Origin of the sequence: Cryobacterium luteum, assembly GCF_900110125.1 — a bacterium.
GTDB lineage: Bacteria > Actinomycetota > Actinomycetes > Actinomycetales > Microbacteriaceae > Cryobacterium > Cryobacterium luteum.
The window spans coordinates 21,438-39,004 of record NZ_FOCN01000008.1; the positions used below are offsets into that span (position 1 = coordinate 21,438).

The 17,567-nt window shown below is 66.0% G+C and carries 15 protein-coding genes; 4 read left to right on the forward strand and 11 right to left on the reverse strand.

The window, feature by feature from the left end; genetic code table 11:
• Nucleotides 1-25: 25 nt before the first annotated feature.
• Both leuS and BMW72_RS09705 read right to left on the reverse strand, forming a co-directional pair.
• On the reverse strand, nucleotides 26-2,626 hold the full coding sequence (gene leuS / locus BMW72_RS09700) for a leucine--tRNA ligase (protein WP_092110009.1): 2,601 nt from the start codon (nucleotides 2,624-2,626) through the stop codon (nucleotides 26-28).
• A gap of 78 nt (nucleotides 2,627-2,704) precedes the next feature.
• Nucleotides 2,705-4,120 (reverse strand): anthranilate synthase component I family protein, encoded by a 1,416-nt coding sequence (locus tag BMW72_RS09705; RefSeq protein WP_241984055.1) that lies wholly within the window; start codon nucleotides 4,118-4,120, stop codon nucleotides 2,705-2,707.
• 92 nt (nucleotides 4,121-4,212) lie between these two features.
• Between BMW72_RS09705 and BMW72_RS09710 the strand changes: the two genes are divergently transcribed.
• The gene (locus BMW72_RS09710) at nucleotides 4,213-4,848 is read left to right on the forward strand and encodes a DedA family protein (RefSeq protein ID WP_092110011.1); all 636 of its coding nucleotides are present in this window, start codon (nucleotides 4,213-4,215) and stop codon (nucleotides 4,846-4,848) included.
• Between the two features lie 13 nt (nucleotides 4,849-4,861).
• Here BMW72_RS09710 and cydC read toward each other — a convergent pair whose 3' ends face one another.
• From cydC to BMW72_RS09730, 4 genes are read right to left on the reverse strand one after another with little or no spacing between them, the layout of a single operon-like run.
• The gene (gene cydC, locus BMW72_RS09715; RefSeq protein ID WP_241984054.1) at nucleotides 4,862-6,562 is read right to left on the reverse strand and encodes a thiol reductant ABC exporter subunit CydC; all 1,701 of its coding nucleotides are present in this window, start codon (nucleotides 6,560-6,562) and stop codon (nucleotides 4,862-4,864) included.
• A complete protein-coding gene (gene cydD, locus BMW72_RS09720) occupies nucleotides 6,555-8,306 on the reverse strand; it encodes a thiol reductant ABC exporter subunit CydD (protein WP_092110013.1) in 1,752 nt (583 codons plus the stop codon). Before cydD ends, cydC begins: the two co-directional genes overlap by 8 nt.
• A 4-nt stretch (nucleotides 8,307-8,310) precedes the next feature.
• Entirely contained in the window at nucleotides 8,311-9,315 is a 1,005-nt protein-coding gene (gene cydB / locus BMW72_RS09725) for a cytochrome d ubiquinol oxidase subunit II (protein ID WP_092110016.1), read from the reverse strand.
• A 21-nt stretch (nucleotides 9,316-9,336) separates the two neighbouring features.
• Nucleotides 9,337-10,752 (reverse strand): cytochrome ubiquinol oxidase subunit I, encoded by a 1,416-nt coding sequence (locus tag BMW72_RS09730; protein WP_092110018.1) that lies wholly within the window; start codon nucleotides 10,750-10,752, stop codon nucleotides 9,337-9,339.
• A 109-nt stretch (nucleotides 10,753-10,861) separates the two neighbouring features.
• Between BMW72_RS09730 and BMW72_RS09735 the strand changes: the two genes are divergently transcribed.
• Complete coding sequence (locus BMW72_RS09735; RefSeq protein ID WP_092110020.1) at nucleotides 10,862-11,248, forward strand: BlaI/MecI/CopY family transcriptional regulator; 387 nt, start codon at nucleotides 10,862-10,864, stop codon at nucleotides 11,246-11,248.
• A gap of 26 nt (nucleotides 11,249-11,274) precedes the next feature.
• Nucleotides 11,275-12,264: a M56 family metallopeptidase gene (locus BMW72_RS09740; RefSeq protein ID WP_092110022.1), complete on the forward strand. Its 990-nt coding sequence runs from the start codon at nucleotides 11,275-11,277 to the stop codon at nucleotides 12,262-12,264.
• Nucleotides 12,265-12,275: 11 nt separating this feature from the next.
• Here the strand turns inward: BMW72_RS09740 and BMW72_RS09745 are convergent, their stop codons facing one another.
• From BMW72_RS09745 to BMW72_RS09765, 5 genes are all read right to left on the reverse strand, one after another.
• Nucleotides 12,276-13,199, reverse strand: coding sequence for an ABC transporter substrate-binding protein (locus tag BMW72_RS09745; RefSeq protein ID WP_241984053.1), 924 nt, complete (start codon nucleotides 13,197-13,199; stop codon nucleotides 12,276-12,278).
• Nucleotides 13,183-13,938 carry an ABC transporter permease gene (locus BMW72_RS09750; protein ID WP_092110024.1) on the reverse strand — a complete coding sequence of 252 codons (756 nt, stop codon included), beginning with the start codon at nucleotides 13,936-13,938 and terminating at the stop codon, nucleotides 13,183-13,185. The genes BMW72_RS09745 and BMW72_RS09750 overlap by 17 nt, the downstream gene beginning before the upstream one ends.
• Nucleotides 13,935-14,621: an ABC transporter permease gene (locus BMW72_RS09755; protein ID WP_092110026.1), complete on the reverse strand. Its 687-nt coding sequence runs from the start codon at nucleotides 14,619-14,621 to the stop codon at nucleotides 13,935-13,937. The genes BMW72_RS09750 and BMW72_RS09755 overlap by 4 nt, the downstream gene beginning before the upstream one ends.
• On the reverse strand, nucleotides 14,618-15,520 hold the full coding sequence (locus BMW72_RS09760; protein WP_092110028.1) for an ABC transporter ATP-binding protein: 903 nt from the start codon (nucleotides 15,518-15,520) through the stop codon (nucleotides 14,618-14,620). The genes BMW72_RS09755 and BMW72_RS09760 overlap by 4 nt, the downstream gene beginning before the upstream one ends.
• A gap of 177 nt (nucleotides 15,521-15,697) precedes the next feature.
• The gene (locus tag BMW72_RS09765; protein ID WP_092110030.1) at nucleotides 15,698-16,375 is read right to left on the reverse strand and encodes a TetR/AcrR family transcriptional regulator; all 678 of its coding nucleotides are present in this window, start codon (nucleotides 16,373-16,375) and stop codon (nucleotides 15,698-15,700) included.
• Nucleotides 16,376-16,522: 147 nt separating this feature from the next.
• Between BMW72_RS09765 and BMW72_RS09770 the strand changes: the two genes are divergently transcribed.
• The gene (locus tag BMW72_RS09770; RefSeq protein WP_092110033.1) at nucleotides 16,523-17,545 is read left to right on the forward strand and encodes an App1 family protein; all 1,023 of its coding nucleotides are present in this window, start codon (nucleotides 16,523-16,525) and stop codon (nucleotides 17,543-17,545) included.
• Nucleotides 17,546-17,567: the final 22 nt, after the last annotated feature.

Consider the following 17,567-nt stretch of genomic DNA (forward strand, 5'->3'; position numbering starts at 1 on the left):
GTCCCCGACCCTTCCGCGCTGGGCGTTAGCCTCGGGTGACGAACGAGACGAGCTTGGGTACGCGCACGATCACCTTGATGATTTCGCGCTCACCGATCGAGCGGATGACCGCGGACGAGTCCCGCGCCAGCTTTTCGAGGTCTTCGCTGGAGATCTTGGGCGAGACGTCGAGCAGGGTGCGCATCTTGCCGTCGACCTGCACGACCGCGGTGACTGACTCCTGCACGAGCAGGGTCTGCTCGGCCTTGCGCCACGGCACGAGGGCGATGCACGGCTCGTAGCCGAGATGCTCCCACATGTCTTCGGCCGCATAGGGGGCGAAAAGGTTCAGCGCCATGGCGGTGGCCTCGGCGGCTTCGCGCACGGCGGCATCCGCTGGCCCGGCACCGGTGTCGATCACCTTGCGGGTGGCGTTGACCAGTTCCATCAGACGTGCGACGACGACGTTGAACTTGAACGATTCCACCAGGCCGGGCGCGTCAGCCAGGAAGCGGTGAGTGACGCGGCGCAGGGTGACGTCGCCGGTCTTCCACTCAACGTCGGGCGCGCTCGTGACGTCACGGGCGACCCGCCAGGCGCGGGCCAGGAATTTGGCCGAGCCAACGGGCGAGACGTCGGCCCAGTCGATGTCGTCCTCCGGAGGGCCGGCGAACGCCATCGTGAGGCGCACCGCGTCGACACCGTACTGTGCGATCTCCTCGGTGAAGTAGACCAGGTTTCCCTTGCTCTTGCTCATCTTGGCGCCGTCGAGAATGACCATGCCCTGGTTCAGCAGCGCGGTGAAGGGCTCGGTGAAGCTCACGTAGCCCTCGTCGAACAGGAACTTCGTGATGAAGCGCGCGTAAAGCAGGTGCAGGATGGCATGCTCGACACCGCCGACGTACTGGTCGACCGGCGCCCACTTCTCGGCTTCCTTCGGGTCGAAGGCCTTGGTGTCATCGTTCGGGTTGAGGAACCGCAGAAAGTACCAGGAGCTGTCGACGAAGGTGTCCAGGGTGTCAGCGTCGCGGGTCGCCGGAGTGCCGTCGATCGGGTTCGGCACGTTCACCCAGTCGGCGGCGCCGCCCAGTGGCGACGTGCCCCGGGGTTTCAGATCGAGGCCCTCGGCCGGCGGCAACAGCACCGGCAGCTGGTCTTCCGGCACCGGGATCTCGGCACCGTCGGCGCCGTGGATGATCGGGATCGGAGCACCCCAGTAGCGCTGACGGGAGACGAGCCAGTCGCGCAGGCGGTAGTTTTTCGCGGCCCGGCCGAGCCCGTCGGCGGCCAACTTCTCGATGATGCGCTTGATGGCGGTGATCTTACTCAGCCCGTTCAGCGCACCGGAGTTGATCAGGCGGCCTTCGCCAGCCAGGGCGATGCCGGTGCTCAGCGGGTCGAGCTCGGGCAGTTCTTCGGTGCCGTCGAGCATGCCCGGCGTGATCACCGGGATCATGCCGGTGGCCGGGGAGTTCGTGTCGACGACAACGCGCACGGGCAGGTCGAAGGCGCGGGCGAAGTCGAGGTCGCGCTGGTCGTGGGCCGGAACGGCCATGATCGCGCCGGTGCCGTAGTCGGCGAGCACGTAGTCGGCCGCCCAGATGGGCAGGCGTTCGCCGTTGACCGGGTTGATCGCGTAGCGCCCGAGGAACACGCCGGTCTTGGGCCGATCGGTGGCCTGACGCTCGATCTCGGTGCTGCGTTGCACCTGCACGAGGTAGTCCCCGAACGCGGCCTGAACGTCGGCGCTGGAGCCGGCGACCAGTTCGGCGGCGAGGTCGGAGTCCGGCGCGACGACCATGAACGTGGCACCGAACAGGGTGTCCGGCCGGGTCGTGAACACGGTGACGCGTTCCGTGCGACCTTCGATTTGAAAGTCGACGTCCGCTCCGATGGAGCGCCCGATCCAGTTGCGCTGCATGTTGAGCACCTTGGCCGGCCAGGTACCTTCGAGCTGGTTGAGGTCGTCGAGCAGGCGGTCGGCGTAGTCGGTGATCTTGAAATACCACTGGGTGAGTTTCTTCTTCACCACGACGGCGCCACTGCGATCGCTCGTGCCGTCGGCCAGCACCTGCTCGTTGGCGAGCACGGTCTGGTCGATCGGGTCCCAGTTCACCCAGCTGTCCTTGCGGTAGGCGAGGCCCTTCTTGTGCAACTGCAGGAACAGCCACTGGGTCCACTTGTAATATTCGGGGTCGCTCGTGTGCAGTTCGCGGTCCCAGTCGAAGCTGGTCGCGTAGAGCTTCATACTCTTCTTCTGCTGCGCAATGTTGTCGTAGGTCCAGCCGCGCGGGTCGATGCCCCGCTTGATGGCGGCGTTCTCGGCTGGCAGCCCGAAGGAGTCCCAGCCGATGGGGTGCAGCACATTGAACCCCTGGTGGCGCCAGTAGCGTGCCACGACATCGCCGAGGGCGTACACCTCGGCGTGCCCCATGTGCAGGTCGCCGGACGGGTAGGGGAACATGTCGAGCACATACTTGCGGGGGCGGGTGTCACCCTCGGCGCTGGTCTTGAACGGAGCGAGCTCGTCCCAGATGGGTTGCCACTTCGCCTGGATCGCCGAGAAGTCGTACACTTCTTCGTCGCTCTCGTCGCGCGCGTCAATGCGTACGCTTTCGTGCTCGTGTGCCACGTGACTCTCATTCATTGCGGGGATGGTTCGAGTGCACGGCGGTGCATGCGCTCGGGCGCACGCACGACAAAGCGCACGGGCACACCCCTTAGATTACTCGGACGCGGCGACACCGAGGGCCGCCAGCAGTGCGGCCGCCTTGATTCGGGTCTCTTCGATCTCTTCGGCGGCGGTGGAGAGGGCGGTGATTCCGCCGCCGGTGCCGATGCTCGCGCCGGCGGGATCGAGCACGATGCTGCGAATGACAATGGCCAGATCAATGCTGCCACCAAGCCCGATATACCCGAAGGAACCGGCATAGATGCCCCGCGGGCCCCCCTCGAGCGCGTCGAGAATAGTCATCGCGCTTCGTTTCGGAGCGCCCGTCATGGAGCCGGCCGGAAAACACGCCTCGATGGCGTCCAGCCCGGTGACCCCCGGTGACAGTTGAGCCTCGATGGTGCTGACCAGCTGGTGCACGTGCGGGTAGCTCTCCACCGCGAGCAGCGTTGACACCGCGACCGTGCCAAGCTCGGCGATGCGTCCGAGGTCGTTGCGCATAAGGTCGACGATCATCAGGTTTTCGGCGCGTTCCTTGTCGCTCGCGGCAAGTTCACGTTTAAGCCGGTCGTCTTCGCTCGGCTCGGTCGAGCGCGGGCGGGTGCCCTTGATCGGCTTGGTGCGGATGCGCCGGTCCCGCCCGACGTGAAGAAACTGTTCGGGGCTCGCGCTGAGCAGCGCCAGATCGCCGAATCGCAGCAGACCGCCGTGGTGGCTCGGACTGCCGGAGCGCAAGACGCCGTAGGTGTCGACCGGATGCCACCGCCCAGGTACCCGAATCTCGTTGGTCAGGCACAGCTGGTAGGCATCGCCGTCGCGGATGGCGGCCAGACAGGTCTCGATCAGGGCGGTATAGTCGCTGGGCTGGTGACGCCAGCGCGGAACAGCGGATGCCGCCGGCGCGGTTGCACGGGTCGGCGCGGTCGCCGCCGGAATCGTCGCCAGGGCAGCAAGCGTCTGGCCGAACCAGTCGGCGACCGCGGTTGCGCACCCGGCGTTCGGGCGGGCCACGAGGGTCACCGTGCGTTCATGATGGTCGAACCGGATGAGGCGGTCGATTTCGAGCAATGCCGCATCGGGGTAGCGCGACGGGTGCGCTGGCGTGCCGACGGTGGCTGAGCCGAGTTCGTAGCCGAGCCAGCCGACCCAGCCGAGCTCGAACCCGTCGCTCGCGCTCGGCGCGTCGTCACACCCGGCCAGATCGCGACGCAGGAACTCGAAAATTGTCTCGTGCGTGACGTCCGGCGGCGCAGCATCCGCTGGGTGGAGGTACCGGCTGGTGACCGTTCCGGCTCCGACCGACGCCGTGACGAAACGGGAACGGGGCGAGGCGGCCCCGAGGTAGCTGACGCCGGTGCGTGTTCCCGGGCCGGCATCGAGCCAGAAGGCATACCCCTCGTCGGCGTAGAGCGCCGCGAATACGGCCGCGGGGTCCCACCAGCCGGCCAGGAGCTTGCTCTGCACGGTCACCTGACCAGCCTAGCTTTGCCGCGCGGGCACGACGGCGACGGCGGTGGTCGGGCGACCTTGTCGAATCACGCCGTGCACGTAGGCTGGGAGAAATGAATGACATCCTCACTTGGATTCTGGACACCGTCTCCGGCGTCGACCCGGTCCTTCGAACGCTGCTTGCCTTTCTGGGCATGCTGCTGGAGACCTCGGTGCTCGTCGGTCTGGTCGTCCCCGGCGACACCATCGTGATCGTGGCCAGCACGGCGGTCACCGGCCCGGTCGAATTCGTCACCCTCGTCGTGGCCGTCATCGTCGGCGCCCTGGCTGGGGAGAGCATCGGTTTCGCCCTCGGGCACCACTTCGGCCCGTTCATTCGGGGCAGCAGACTCGGTCGACGCATCGGCGAACGCAACTGGATTCGGGCCGAGAACTACCTGGATCGGCGCGGCGGTGTGGCCGTCTTCATCTCCCGGTTTCTTCCTGTTTTGCACTCGCTCATTCCGGTGACCGTCGGCGCGAGTCGCATGCGGTACCGCACCTTCATGGCCTGGACGGTCCCCGCCTGCGTCCTTTGGTCGCTCACCTACGTGAGCGTCGGATCGGCGGCGGCCGGCGGCTACCGCGAGTTGAGCGGGCAGCTGCACTTCGCCGGCTACCTGTTCGTCGGCGTCATCGCCCTGTTCGTGCTGCTCGTCTATCTGATCAAGAAGTGGCTGCACCGCCTTGAATCGCGCCACATGGACTGAGCGCTGCGGCTGCTCACCCGCGGAACGGCATGGTCACGCGGCTGGTGATGAGGTCGTCGGGCACGGGGGTATGCGAGATGAGCAGCACCGCGCGGTGGGCGTCGGCCGCCGCGGTGAGGATGTCGCGCACGAGGGCATCCGCCCCTGCAGTGTCGACGTTGGCGGTGGGTTCGTCGACGATGAGCACCGGAAAGTCGGCGAGCAGCGCCCGCGCGAGCGCGATGCGCTGGGCCTGCCCCCCGGAGACGAGCGCCCCACGCTCGCCGACACGGGCGTTGAGGCCGCCGCGCTGCGCGGCCCAGTCGGCCAGTCCGACTCGGGCCAGCACCGCCAGAAGCTCGGCGTCGGTGGCGGTATCGCGGGCGAACAGCAGATTCTGACGGATGCTGTCGTCAAACAACCACGGTCGCTGCTCGCACAGTCCGACCATGCGCCGCACCTCGGTTTGGGCGAGCAGCCGTGCCTCGACCCCGCCGAGCCGATACGACCCGGTGTAGTCGAGAAACCGAACGAGGGCCTGGGCGAGAGTGGTCTTTCCGGCGCCGCTCGGCCCGGCGAGGTGCACGCGGTCACCCGGAGCCAGGCGCAGGCTCACGCCGGCCACGCCGGGTTCCGTCTGGCCTGGCCAGTGCGCGCCGACGTCGGTCAGTTCCAGCACGAACTCATCCCGGTCGTACTCAGGCAGCGCCAACGAATTTTCGATGTCGACCGGAATCTCAGCGGGCGGGGAAGCCGGCACGACATCAGCCACGCGTCGCGCGCTCACCCGCACCTGACGCCAGGCCGACGCGGCGAGGGGAATCATGCCGAAGACCTCGAACACGGCCATGGGTACCAGTACGGCCACGACCAGGGTCGGGGCGAGCAGGTTGGGGCTGAGCAGCCCGCCGCCGGTACCGAGCGCCGGGATGCCGAAGTAGAGCGCGCCGAGTGTCGCAAGACCGGCGAACAGCGAGACGACGGCGGACTGTACGCCCACCCCGACCGACCGGCGCAGAGTGGCGCGGCGCAGGCGCGCATCGGTGCGAGCGAGCTGAGCCAGGCGCGGGCTCAGGGCGTCGAAGGCGGTGAGCACGTCCAGGTTCTCGATGACCTCGAGCACTTCATCGGCGAGGGCTCCGCGCAGCGGTGCGAGCTCGCGGTCGGCCGTGGCCGCCAGTCTGCCGGAGAGGATCGTTCCGAGAACTGCGGCGAGCAGCAGGCAGACGAGCAGGGTGAGGCCGGCGGCCGGAACGATCAGCCAGATGCCGATAACGCTCAGCAGGGCGGTCAGAGCGGCCACGAGAAGCGGCTGCACGACGCGCAGCGGCAGGTCCTGCAGGTCGTCGACGTCACGCACCAGGCGGGTGAGCAGGTCGCCGCGTCCGGTGCTCGCGAGCCCGGCCGGGGCGACCGGAACGATGCGTCGAAAGATACCCAGCCGCAGTTCGGCCAGCTGCCGGAACGCCGCATCGTGGCTGGTCAACCGTTCCAGATAGCGCAACACCGACCGAAAGATGGCGAAGGCGCGCACCCCGACGACGGCCAGCCCGAGAAAGGCCAGCGACGGCATTTCGGCCGCGCGGGTGATCAGCCAGGCCGAGCAGGCCAGCAGTGCCACGGCCATGACGGCGCTCCCGATGCCCGCGATCAGTCCCGGGGTAAACCAGCGCGGGCGCGGCTGGGCGAGGCGCAACACGTCGCGGGCCGCCGCGCCCGGCATCGAGTCAGACATGAATCAGCTCCTGCAATTCGATCTCGTGGTCGGCCTCGGCCGCAACGGCCGAACGGTGACTGACGACGATCACGACGCGCCCCTGGTCGGCCAGGCGGCGGAGCCCGGCCAGCAGACCGGCTTCCGCGGCGGCGTCGAGCGCCGAGCTCGGTTCGTCCAGAATCAGCACGTGACAATCGTTCGCGAGCGCACGGTAGATTGCCCGGGCTGCTGCGACGCGTTGCGCCTGACCGCCCGACAGGCCGTCACCGTTCACCCCCAGCACCGTAGCGGGCGAAACGTCAGCGGCACCAGCCCAGAGCAGCGCCTGTGCGATCAGGACCGGGTCGGGTACCGTCCGCGATGGTGCCATCTGATCGGGCACCGTCGGGTCAGCGGATGCCGCGCGGAGCGCCACATTCTCGGCCACCGTTCCCCGAAAGAGGCCGGGCTTCTGGCCGGCCCAGGCGAGCCACGGCCGCCCGGGCCCGGCCGGTACGGCCACGCCGCCGAGACTGAGCTCGCCGGTCACCGGCACAAAACCGAGGAGGGCCGCAACCAGGGTGGATTTGCCGACGCCGCTCACGCCGCGCACGACGCTCAGCTCGCCGGGGGCAAATTCTGCGTGCAGCCGGTCGATCACGATGGTGTCGCCACGCAGTACCGAGACGCCCGCCAGGCGGAGCGCCCCCGACCCGGAACCGGGACGGGGGCCGAGCTGCTCGACCGGAGCAGCGGTGCGAGCGCCCGCGGCATCCGCTGTCGGAGGCACCGTCGAAAGCGCTGACGAAAGTGCAGTCGCTGCCGGCACGGCCTCGTCGTCGAGAATCGCGAACAGTTCTTCGGCGGCGGCGAGGCCGTCGGCCGCGGCGTGGAATTGTGCGCCCACCTGGCGCAACGGCAGAAACGCCTCCGGGGCGAGCAGCAGAACGAACAGGCCGACGCCGAGCAGCAGCGCGCCGTCGATGAGTCGCAGACCGATCGACACGGCGATGATGGCGACCGAGAGGCTCGCGGCGAGTTCAAGCACGAAGCCGCTCAGGAAGGATACCCGCAGCACCTTCATGGTGCGGGTGCGATATTCCTCGGTGATGGAACGGATGCGATCGAACTGGCGCCGTTCCCGGCCGTAGATCTTGAGGGTTCCAAGCCCGCCGACCACGTCGAGGAATCCGGTGGAGAGGCGTTGCAGCGCCTGCCATTGTTCCTGCTGCACCGACTGGGTGGCCCGGCCGATCAGAATCATGAAAACGGGAATGACCGGCAGCACGATGAGCACGGTGAGACCGCTGCCGAGGTCCTGCCAGAGCATGACCGCGATCAGGATCGGGGTCGCGATCACGGTCAGCAGCAGTTGTGGCAGATACCGGGCGAAGTAGTTGTCAAGCGCGTCGAGACCGGTCGTCACGACGGTGGAGAGGCGTGCGCTCTGCCGGGACGCGACCCAGTCGGGGCCTCGGTCTGCCAGCTTGGCCAGGACGAGGGCCCGCAACTGGCTCTTCACCTGGGCGGCGCCGCGATTGGCTGCGAGTTCGAGCAGCCAGATGAGCACCGATCGCAGCACAACGACCCCGGCCAAAGCGGCCAGGGTCGGAATGATCTCGCCGACGAACTGTCCAGCGATCGCGAGGGTGATCGCCCGGGTCAGCAGCCAGGCGAACGCGATCACGACAAGGGTTTGTGCGAAACCCAGCAGCGCACCGATCAGAAGAAACCGGCGCGCTGCCGAGGCGTAACGAAGAAGGCGAGGATCCAGGGGGCGCACTGCTTTAGTGTACGGCGACCTCGATGTGGGCCCGGCCGATGCGCTTGCGGAACACCCAGTAGGTCCAGCCCTGGTAGAGCAGGATGACGGGCATCCCGATCAGTGCGGTCCAGCTCATTACGCCGAGCGTGTACGACGACGAGGAGGCGTTGGCAATGGTGAGACTGTTCGCCGGGTCGTTGCTGGCCGGCATGACGTCGGGGAAGAGCGACGCGAACAGGGTGAGGACGGCGAAAGCGATCGTGCCGGCCATCAAGCCGAAAGCGAGCCGTTCGGCGCCGCGCAGGTTGGCCAGGAACGATGCGATCAGTGCGACAGCGGCAAGGGCGGCGAAAAGAGTGGATGCCAGGGTGCCGTAGGCGAGGGTCGTCCAGGCCAGAAAGCTGGCCGCGACGACGATCGTGACGATTCCGGCTTTGGTGGCCAGTTTGCGTGCTCGAACGCGAATGTCGCCCTCGGTCTTGAGCGAGATGAACACCACCCCGTGCACGAAGAACAGCAGCAACGTGGTGACGCCACCGAGCAGAGCGTAGGGGTTGAGCAGGTCGAAGAACGTGCCGATGTAGTCGTGGTCCGCATCGAGCTTCACGCCGCGAACGACGTTGGCGAAGGCCACACCCCAAAGCAGGGCCGGTACGGCCGAGCCGACGATGATCATGCCGTCGAACCACTTCTTCCAGGTGGATTCGGGGCGCTGGTGCCGGTATTCGAACGAGACACCGCGCAAAATCAGTGCGACCAGGATGAGCAGCAGGGCCAGGTAGAACCCGCTGAACATTGTGGCGTACCACTCCGGGAAGGCCGCGAACAGGGCCGCGCCGGCCACGATGACCCAGGTTTCGTTGAGGTCCCAGACCGGACCGATGGTGTTGATGAGAACGCGGCGATCGGTGTCATCCTTGCCGAGGAACGGCAGGGACATGCCAACCCCGAAGTCGAAGCCGTCGAGTACGAAGTACCCGATGAACAACGCGGCGATGATCCAAAACCAGAGAATTGTGAGATCCATCTTGTATTCCTGCTAACCGTTCTAGTAGACCGTGACAGCTTGCTTGGCGACGCCGGATTCAGCATCGTGAACCGGAGCATCGTCCGGGCCTTTCTGAACGGCCTTGAGGATGAGCTTGAACTCGACCACCGCGAGAATTCCGTAGAGCAGGGTGAAGACGATCAGCGAGATCAGAATTTCCAGACCGGTCACGCCGGGCGAGATGCCGTCTTCGGTGCGCATGAGTCCGAACACAATCCAGGGCTGGCGGCCCATTTCGGTGAAGGTCCAGCCGACGCTCATGGCGAGCAGCGACATCGGGAAGCTCCAGATGGCGACCTTCCACATCCACGGGCGGGCCGGCTTGGCGGCATTCTTGCGGGTGAAGAACAGGCCGGCGATAGCCACCAGCATGTGGGCGAGGCCGAGGCCGATCATCCAGCGGAAGGACCAGTAGGTGATCCAGATGGTCGGGGTGTAGTCGCCGGGGCCGTAGACGTCGACATACTGTGCCTGCAGGTTGTTGATTCCCTCGACGGTTCCGTCCATTGTGTGCGTCGACAGGAACGAGAGCAGGTATGGGATGCGCACCGAGAACAGCTCGCTCACACCGTCGGGGGTTCCGAGGGTGAAGATCGAGAACGAGGCGTTCGCACCGGTCGCGGTGACGTACATGGCCTCGGCCGAGGCCATCTTCATCGGCTGGACTTCGGTCATGATCAGGCTGAGCTGGTCGCCGGATACCGTCGTGAGAATTCCGGCGATGATCATCATCCACATGCCGAACTTAAGCGCCGGCCGCATGGTTTCGAAGTGCTGGTTGCGGGCGAGGTGCCAGGCGGCGACCGAGATAATCAGGCCGGCCGAGACCATGAAGCAGGCAAAGATCGTGTGCGGAAAGGATGCCAGCACGATCGGGTTCGTCAGGAGCTCACCGATACTGGTGAGTTCAGCGCGACCCTTTTCGGCGTTCATCTCGAACGCGACCGGGTTCTGCATGAACGCGTTCGCCGCGAGGATGAAGTAGGCCGAGGTGATCGAGCCGATCACGGTGAGCCAGATGGTCGCCAGGTGGATCTTTTTGGGCAGTTTGTCCCAGCCGAAGATCCAGAGGCCGATGAACGTGGCCTCCAGGAAGAATGCGGTGATGCCCTCGAATGCGAGCGGGGCGCCGAAGACGTCACCGACGAAGCGCGAGTAGTCCGACCAGTTCATGCCGAACTGGAACTCCTGCACGATGCCGGTCACGACGCCCATGGCGAAGTTGATCAGAAAGATTTTGCCGAAGAAGTGCGTCAGCTGCAGGTATTTGGCCTTATCGGTGCGTACCCACGCCGTTTGGAAGATGGCGACCGTGAGGGCCATTCCAATGGTGAGTGGGACGAAGAGAAAGTGGTAAATGGTCGTGAGACCGAACTGCCACCGTGAGAGGAGTAAAGGATCCAACCACTCGTTCATGTGCCCTCCAGCAAGTTTGTGTTACGCGCGCTGACTTTTCTACGCTACGTAGAACACTACTCTTCTACAACTCGTAGAAATCACAGTTTCGCAGCGTACTGTACACAACATGGGAAGTTTGGGTGTGCTCGAGAGGCTGATGATGGATGTCCTGTGGGACTCCCCGACCTCGTTGACGGCCAACGAGCTCAAAGATGCCCTGATCAACCCCCGGATCTCGGAGCGGCCGGCCAAGCCATTGGCGACGACCACCATTTTGACCGTGCTGTCCCGGCTCGAGGGCAAAGGCTTCGTAACCCGCGATCGCACTGTGCGCCCGCACGCCTACACCGCAGCCATGAGCCGGGCCGCCCACACGGCCGGCCTCATGCACGAGGTACTCGGTCAGGTGCCCGATCGCCACGCGGCCCTCGTGCGCTTCATCGGCGGTGTCACCCCGCAGGAGGCAGAAACCCTGCGCCAGTTGCTCGGCACGGCGACCGTCGACAACGACTGACCCACCCGGGCCAGCCAGCACTCCCCGTGATCACCGCCGCCGCCCTGCTCGGCGTCATCGCCCTGCTGTTGGCCTGGCCGGTCCCGCTGGCCCTGGCTCGCGCCGGCTGGCCGGCACGCTCCCCCGGCGTGGCCCTCGTGCTGTGGCAGGCCATCGCGTTGTCGGGCGGACTGTCTATGATCGGCTCGTTGCTGCTCTACGGCCTCGTTCCTTTCGGGGCCAATCTCGGCGCTGGTGTCAGCGCCCTCAGTGGCGACCTGCGGGCCGGAACCCTTCCGGTCGGCACGAGCGTCAGCCACGTGCTCGCGCTCGGAGCGGCCATTCTGCTCGGCACGCACCTGCTGCTGAACCTGTTGGCAACGTTCGTGCGGGCCGAGCGCCAGCGGCGCCGTCACCACACCCTCATCGCGCTGCTGAGCGATCCGCTGCACGGACAACCGGGCATGCGCGTCATCGACCACCCGGCCCCGGTCGCGTACTGCCTGCCCGGAGCGGGTCACTCAGCGACCGTGCTCTCCAACGGCCTGCTGCGCCTGCTCGATGCGGAACAGGTGCGCGCGGTCATCGCCCACGAGCAAGCTCACCTCGTGCAGCAGCACCATCTGGTCTTGCTCGCCTTCAAGAGCTGGCACAGCGCCCTGCCGTGGTTTCCCATCGCCAATCGCGCCGAGAATGCTGTCGCGCTGCTGGTGGAGATGCTTGCGGACGATCACGCCCGCCGCGTAGTAGACGATCACACCCTGGCCCGCGCGATCGCCCTCACCGGCTTCGCGCTGGCCGGTTTCGCCGCCCCCTCTCTCGGTGAAGCGGATGCGACGGCGCGCGCCGCCGCATCCGCTTCACTCACCGAGAAGGGCCCGGTGGCAGCGCCCGAGCATGCGGCGCAGCAGGTGATGCCGCGCGTGGCGCGGCTGGTGAACCCGGCCGTACCGCTGCGCTATTCGGCCACGGCCGGAGCACTCACCGTGTCGGTGGTGCTCTTGGCCGGGCCGGCATTCATTTTGTTCGCGGCGTAGGCCGACGTCGACTAAAGGAGCTTTTCCTGGGTCAGCCAGGTTGTTGCGATCTTGTCGGCCGACAGCTGGTCGTTCTTGCTCTGTGAGTTCAGGTCCACGAGTGTGTCGGCCGTCAGGGCCGCGCTGACCTTGTTCAAAATCGCTGCCGCACTGTCATCCACCTTCTCGGAGACGACAGGCACGACGTTGTCCGGAAAGAACAGTCCGTCGGGGTCGGCGAGGGCGACCAGATTGTTGGTCTTGATGTTCGGGTCGGCCGTGTAGATATTGGCGAGCTGGATATCACCGTCGACGAGGGCCTTAAGGGTCAGCGGTCCGCCGCTGTCTTCAACCGGAACGAAGCCGGCGATGTTGATGCCGTATTTCTCTTTCAGGGCAGTCGGCCCGTAGGGCCGGGTTTCAAGCTCAGAATTGCCACCCACGGTGATCGGTTCGGTGACCTTGGTGAGCGAGGCAATGTCGGTGAGGCCGTACTGGCTCGCAAAAGCGTCGGTGACGGTCCAGGAGTTCTGGTCGGAGGCGTCGGCTTTGTCAAGAACCCGCAGGTTGTCGGGCAGGGCGGCCTGCAGCTCGTCGTAGGTCTCGTCGCTGGTACCGCCGACTGCTTCCTTGTCGAGGGCTTGGAGGAGGCTTCCACTGTACTCGGGGAAGACGTCGATCTTGCCCGCCTCGATGTCGGGCAGGTACACCTCGCGCTGGCCGATCTGGAACTGCCGGTCGACGGTGAATCCGCCGGCTTCGAGTGCCTGGGAGTAGATCTCTGCGATGATCTCGTTGGAGTAGTACGCCTGAGATCCGACCACGATGGTGTCGGCGGCGGCGCTATTCGACGGTTCCGCCAGGGGGTCCCCCGACGCACACCCTGCAAGGGCTACGACGGCCCCAACCGCGACGGCGCCGATGAGCGTGAGCCGGCCTCTATTCATTGCGAACATGACTGTTTCCTTCCTCGATGGTGAGTTCCATCACCGGGCGGGATCGGGATGATCCGCCCGGTATGTCTGTGGGGCGCCCCGCCGTGACACCACGGGGAACGACCAATTTTTGTGCGAGGGCGAACAGGCCCTCCAAGACGATCGCGAGCAGGATCACCAAGATGGAACCGCCGAGCATTTCACCGTAATCGCGAATTCGCAGACCCTCAAAGAGGTAACGACCCAGGCCGAAATCTGCGATGTAGGCGGCGAGAGTGGCCGTGGCAACCACCTGCAGGGTCGCGGAGCGTAGGCCGCCGATCAGCAGGGGAAGCCCGAGCGGCAGCTCGACCTTGAGCACGATCTGCATCTCGGACATGCCGACCGCTCTGGCAGCATCGATAATTTTTCGATCAATGGCTTCGAAGCCGGTGTAGGCGCCGGCCAGAATGGGCGGAATAGCGAGAACGGTCAACGCCACATACGGCGCGTTCAGACCGATGCCGACCCAGAGGGCGACGAGGGTGAGCAGTCCCAGGGTGGGAATTGCGCGGAATGCGCCGGAGATGGCCACGGCCAGCCCGCGACCGCGACCGGTGTGCCCGATGAGGAAGCCGATCGGCACGGCTATCACCGCGGCCACGACAAGGGTCACCAGAGTGAACAGCAAGTGTTGAGCCAGGCGCGTGGGAATTCCACCGGCTCCGACCCAGTGCGCGGGGTCGAGCAGCCAGGCCAGCGTTTCGGTGAGAAAAGTCACGCCGCAACCTCCCTGATGACGGGGGCGGGGCGGGCAGTGACGCCGATCGCGCTGCGCCGGGTCCACGGCATCAGCAGGCGTCCGAGCAGCACAAGCGCCGCGTCCAGGGCGAGGGCGAGCAGCACGGTGGCGACGATGCCCACGATGATCTCCGCCTCAATTCCGCGCTGGAAGCCGTCGGTGAACAGGCTGCCGAGGCTCTGCGCGCCGATCACGGCACCGACGGTGGCGAGGCTCACGGTGCTGACTGCCACAACGCGCAGACCGGCCAGTAACACGGGGCCGGCCAGAGGCAACTCGACCCGCCAGAAGGAGGACCAGCCCGAGAAGCCGACGGCCGTCGCGGACTGGCGCACGTCCCGGTCGACGGAACCGAGCCCATCGGCTACCACCCGCACCATCAGGGCAACCCCATACAGGGTGAGTGCGATGATCAGGTTCAGCGGTGAGCGGATGCTGGTGCCCACGATAAAGGGCAGCACGATGAACAAGGGCAGCGACGGAATTGCATAGAGCAACCCGACCGTGGTGAGGATGACCGCGCGACTCGACCGGTAGCGATACGCCAGCCAGCCGAACGGAAGCGCGATCACGAAGCTCAGGATGATCGAGGGCACGCTGAGGATGAGGTGATCGAACGTGCGATCCCAAATGAGGTCCAGGTTCGACCAGATCCAGGTCACCGCGAATCCCCACCCTGCACCGAAGCACCCGGTCCGCGCGGACCGGCCCTTGACTCGGAACCCGATGCAGTCGCTGCCGTTGATTGTGATGCGACGAGGACCCCGGCCAGGCGCCCGGTTTCGTCGACGACAATGTTGCCATTGCCGTGGTTTTCGACGTGCAGGGAGCGTTTGCCACGCTCGGCGCCGACGAAGGTAGAGACAAAATCGTCGATCGGGTTCGCGAGAATTTGTGCCGGGGAGCCGACCTGGGCAACCTTGCCCCCGGTGCGCAGGATGACCACCTGGTCGCCGAGCAGGAAGGCTTCGTCGATGTCGTGGGTGACGAAGACCACGGTCTTGCCGAGTTCGCGTTGCAGCCGCAGCAGCTCCTGCTGAAGTTCGGCGCGCACGATCGGATCCACCGCACCGAATGGCTCGTCCATGAGCAGAATATTGGGGTTGACGGCGAGCCCGCGAGCCACGCCGACTCGTTGCTGCTGACCGCCCGATAGCTGGCTCGGATAGCGCTCAGCGAGAGATCGGTCGAGACCGACCGTGTCGAGCAGCGCGAGCGCTTGCTCGCGGGCCTTCTTCCTGGGCATTCCCCGCAGCATGGGGACGGTAGCGACGTTGTCGACGACCTTGCGGTGGGGAAGCAGCCCCGAGTTCTGCATGACGTAGCCGATGCTTCGCCGCAGCTTGACCGGCTCCAGGGTGCCGATGTCGGCCCCGTCGATGTCAATGGAGCCGCTCGTCGGGTCAACCATGCGGTTGATCATTCTCAGCAGCGTCGTCTTTCCCGACCCGGAGGTACCCACGAACACGGTGGTCTTGTGCGAGGGCACCACGAGGCTGAAGTCGTCCACGGCGATGGTGCCGTCGGGGAAACGTTTGGTCACCGAGTGGAATTCGATCATCCTGGTGGCGCGCTCCTCGGGTCGGGTCGGGTCAACACACAGCAGATGCTAACCCAATCACTATTCGCGGCGACAGGCAAAACAGATTGCGCAAAAAGATTTATCCAGCAGCGAACACAGCCCTCCACCGACGAGAAAGCCGGGCACCCCGGTGGGGCGCCCGGCGGTGAGCGATGATCAGGAGGCGGCGGCGAGAAGGCCCAGGGCGTGCGGGCTGTAGAACCCGTCGAGGTAGTTGCGCAGCACGAGACGGCACTCGGCGATGAACCGCTCCTCACCGACCGGGTCGGTGTGAAAGGCCCGGGCAAGCAGGGCGTCCGCCATTTCAACGGCGACTTCGAGGCGGAAGATCAGTTCGTCGCCGGCCGGCAGGTCGAACTCGTTCACGAGGACATCAGCGAGGCGACGCGCGAAGAAGTCGGCATCCGCTACAGCGTCGGCGCTGGGAGCGCCATCCCGGTCGTCGAAGTTGACGATGCGAAAGCCCGGTTCGGAGCGGTACAGGCCGACGAAAGCCGTCACGACACAGTCCACCGCGTCCCACCAGGAGGTGAGGGAGCTCGAGCCGAGTTCGTCGACGACGCGCTGGCGAAAGCGCACCACGGCACGCTCGTGCAGGGCGTGTAAAACGGCGACCCGGTCGGGGTAATAGCGGTACACCGTACCGATGGACGCACCGGCACGTTCCGCGATCATCGCGGTCGTGATGCGGTCAAAACCGACCTCGTCCACGACGGCGGCAGCCGCATCGAGCAGACCGGACAGACGTGCAGCGCTGCGCTGCTGAATCGGCTCGGTGCGCACCTGCTGCAGTGCTGCACCGGTCTCTTCACCCAATAGGCCACCAAGCGACATTTATCCCCCTTGAAGATACGTCACCATCCTACGGGGTAAAACCCCAATCCCACGGGGCTGATCGGGGGATGCACAGCAACGTGGCAGAATGAAGGAGTGCCAGAGTCTCCAGACGCCACGCCGCGTGCTCCCAGTCCCGAGCGAATCATGCACCGCGCGGCCCGCATCGAAGACTGGCTGCATGACCGCCGTGAGCATTCCGCCCGCCGCCGCGGATACCAGCCGACCGTCATTCCCTACACCGGCTACGGCTCGACCGCCTGGGTGCGCATCCTCTGTCGGGTACTCCTGGCCAAGCCCGAAAAGCCCTCGAAACGTCAGAAGCGGCCCCGAGCGGATGGCCGTGACGCCGGCATTCGTGGATGGCGCAGCTTCACCAGCGTTCCGGTCAACGACGTGACCGTCACCATCGAGATCGGCGGCCAGACCCATCGCGTGCAGGCGGATCGGGGCGGGGTCGTCGACACCGTCGTTTTGGTGTCACTGCCGGCCGGGTGGCACGCTGCCCAGCTGCACACCGAATCCTCAGCCGTCGTCGAAGCGCCCCTCTTCATCGTGGCACCCACGATCGGCTACGGTATCGTCTCCGACGTCGACGACACCGTGATGGTCACCACACTTCCCCGCCCGCTCCTCGCCGCCTGGAACACCTTCGTGCTCGACGAGCATGCCAGGGTACCGACGCCCGGCATGGCTGTCTTTCTGGAACGACTGGCGTCGAACACGCCGGGAGCCCCGGTGATCTACCTCTCCACCGGTGCCTGGAACGTGGCCCCGACACTGTCGCGCTTTCTCTCCCGCAACCTCTACCCGGCCGGGGCGCTGCTGCTGACCGACTGGGGCCCCACCCACGACCGCTGGTTCCGCAGCGGAAGCGCCCACAAACGGGATAACCTGCGCCGGCTCGCCGAACAATTTCCGAACATGCGCTGGATTCTCATCGGCGACGACGGCCAGCACGACGAAGCCATTTACAGCGACTTCCAGCGTGACTATCCGGGCAGCGTCGCGGCCGTGGCCATCCGCCAGCTGTCCCCGAGCGAAGCAGTGCTCGCCGGCGGGCGCTCACGCGACGCCGTGCTGATCGAGGGCGGCCCTGAGGCACCGTGGGTCTACGGTCCAGACGGATCGAGCCTCGCCAACCAACTCGCCGAGCACGGTCTGCTGTAAGCCCGGTCGCCTGTACACCAGA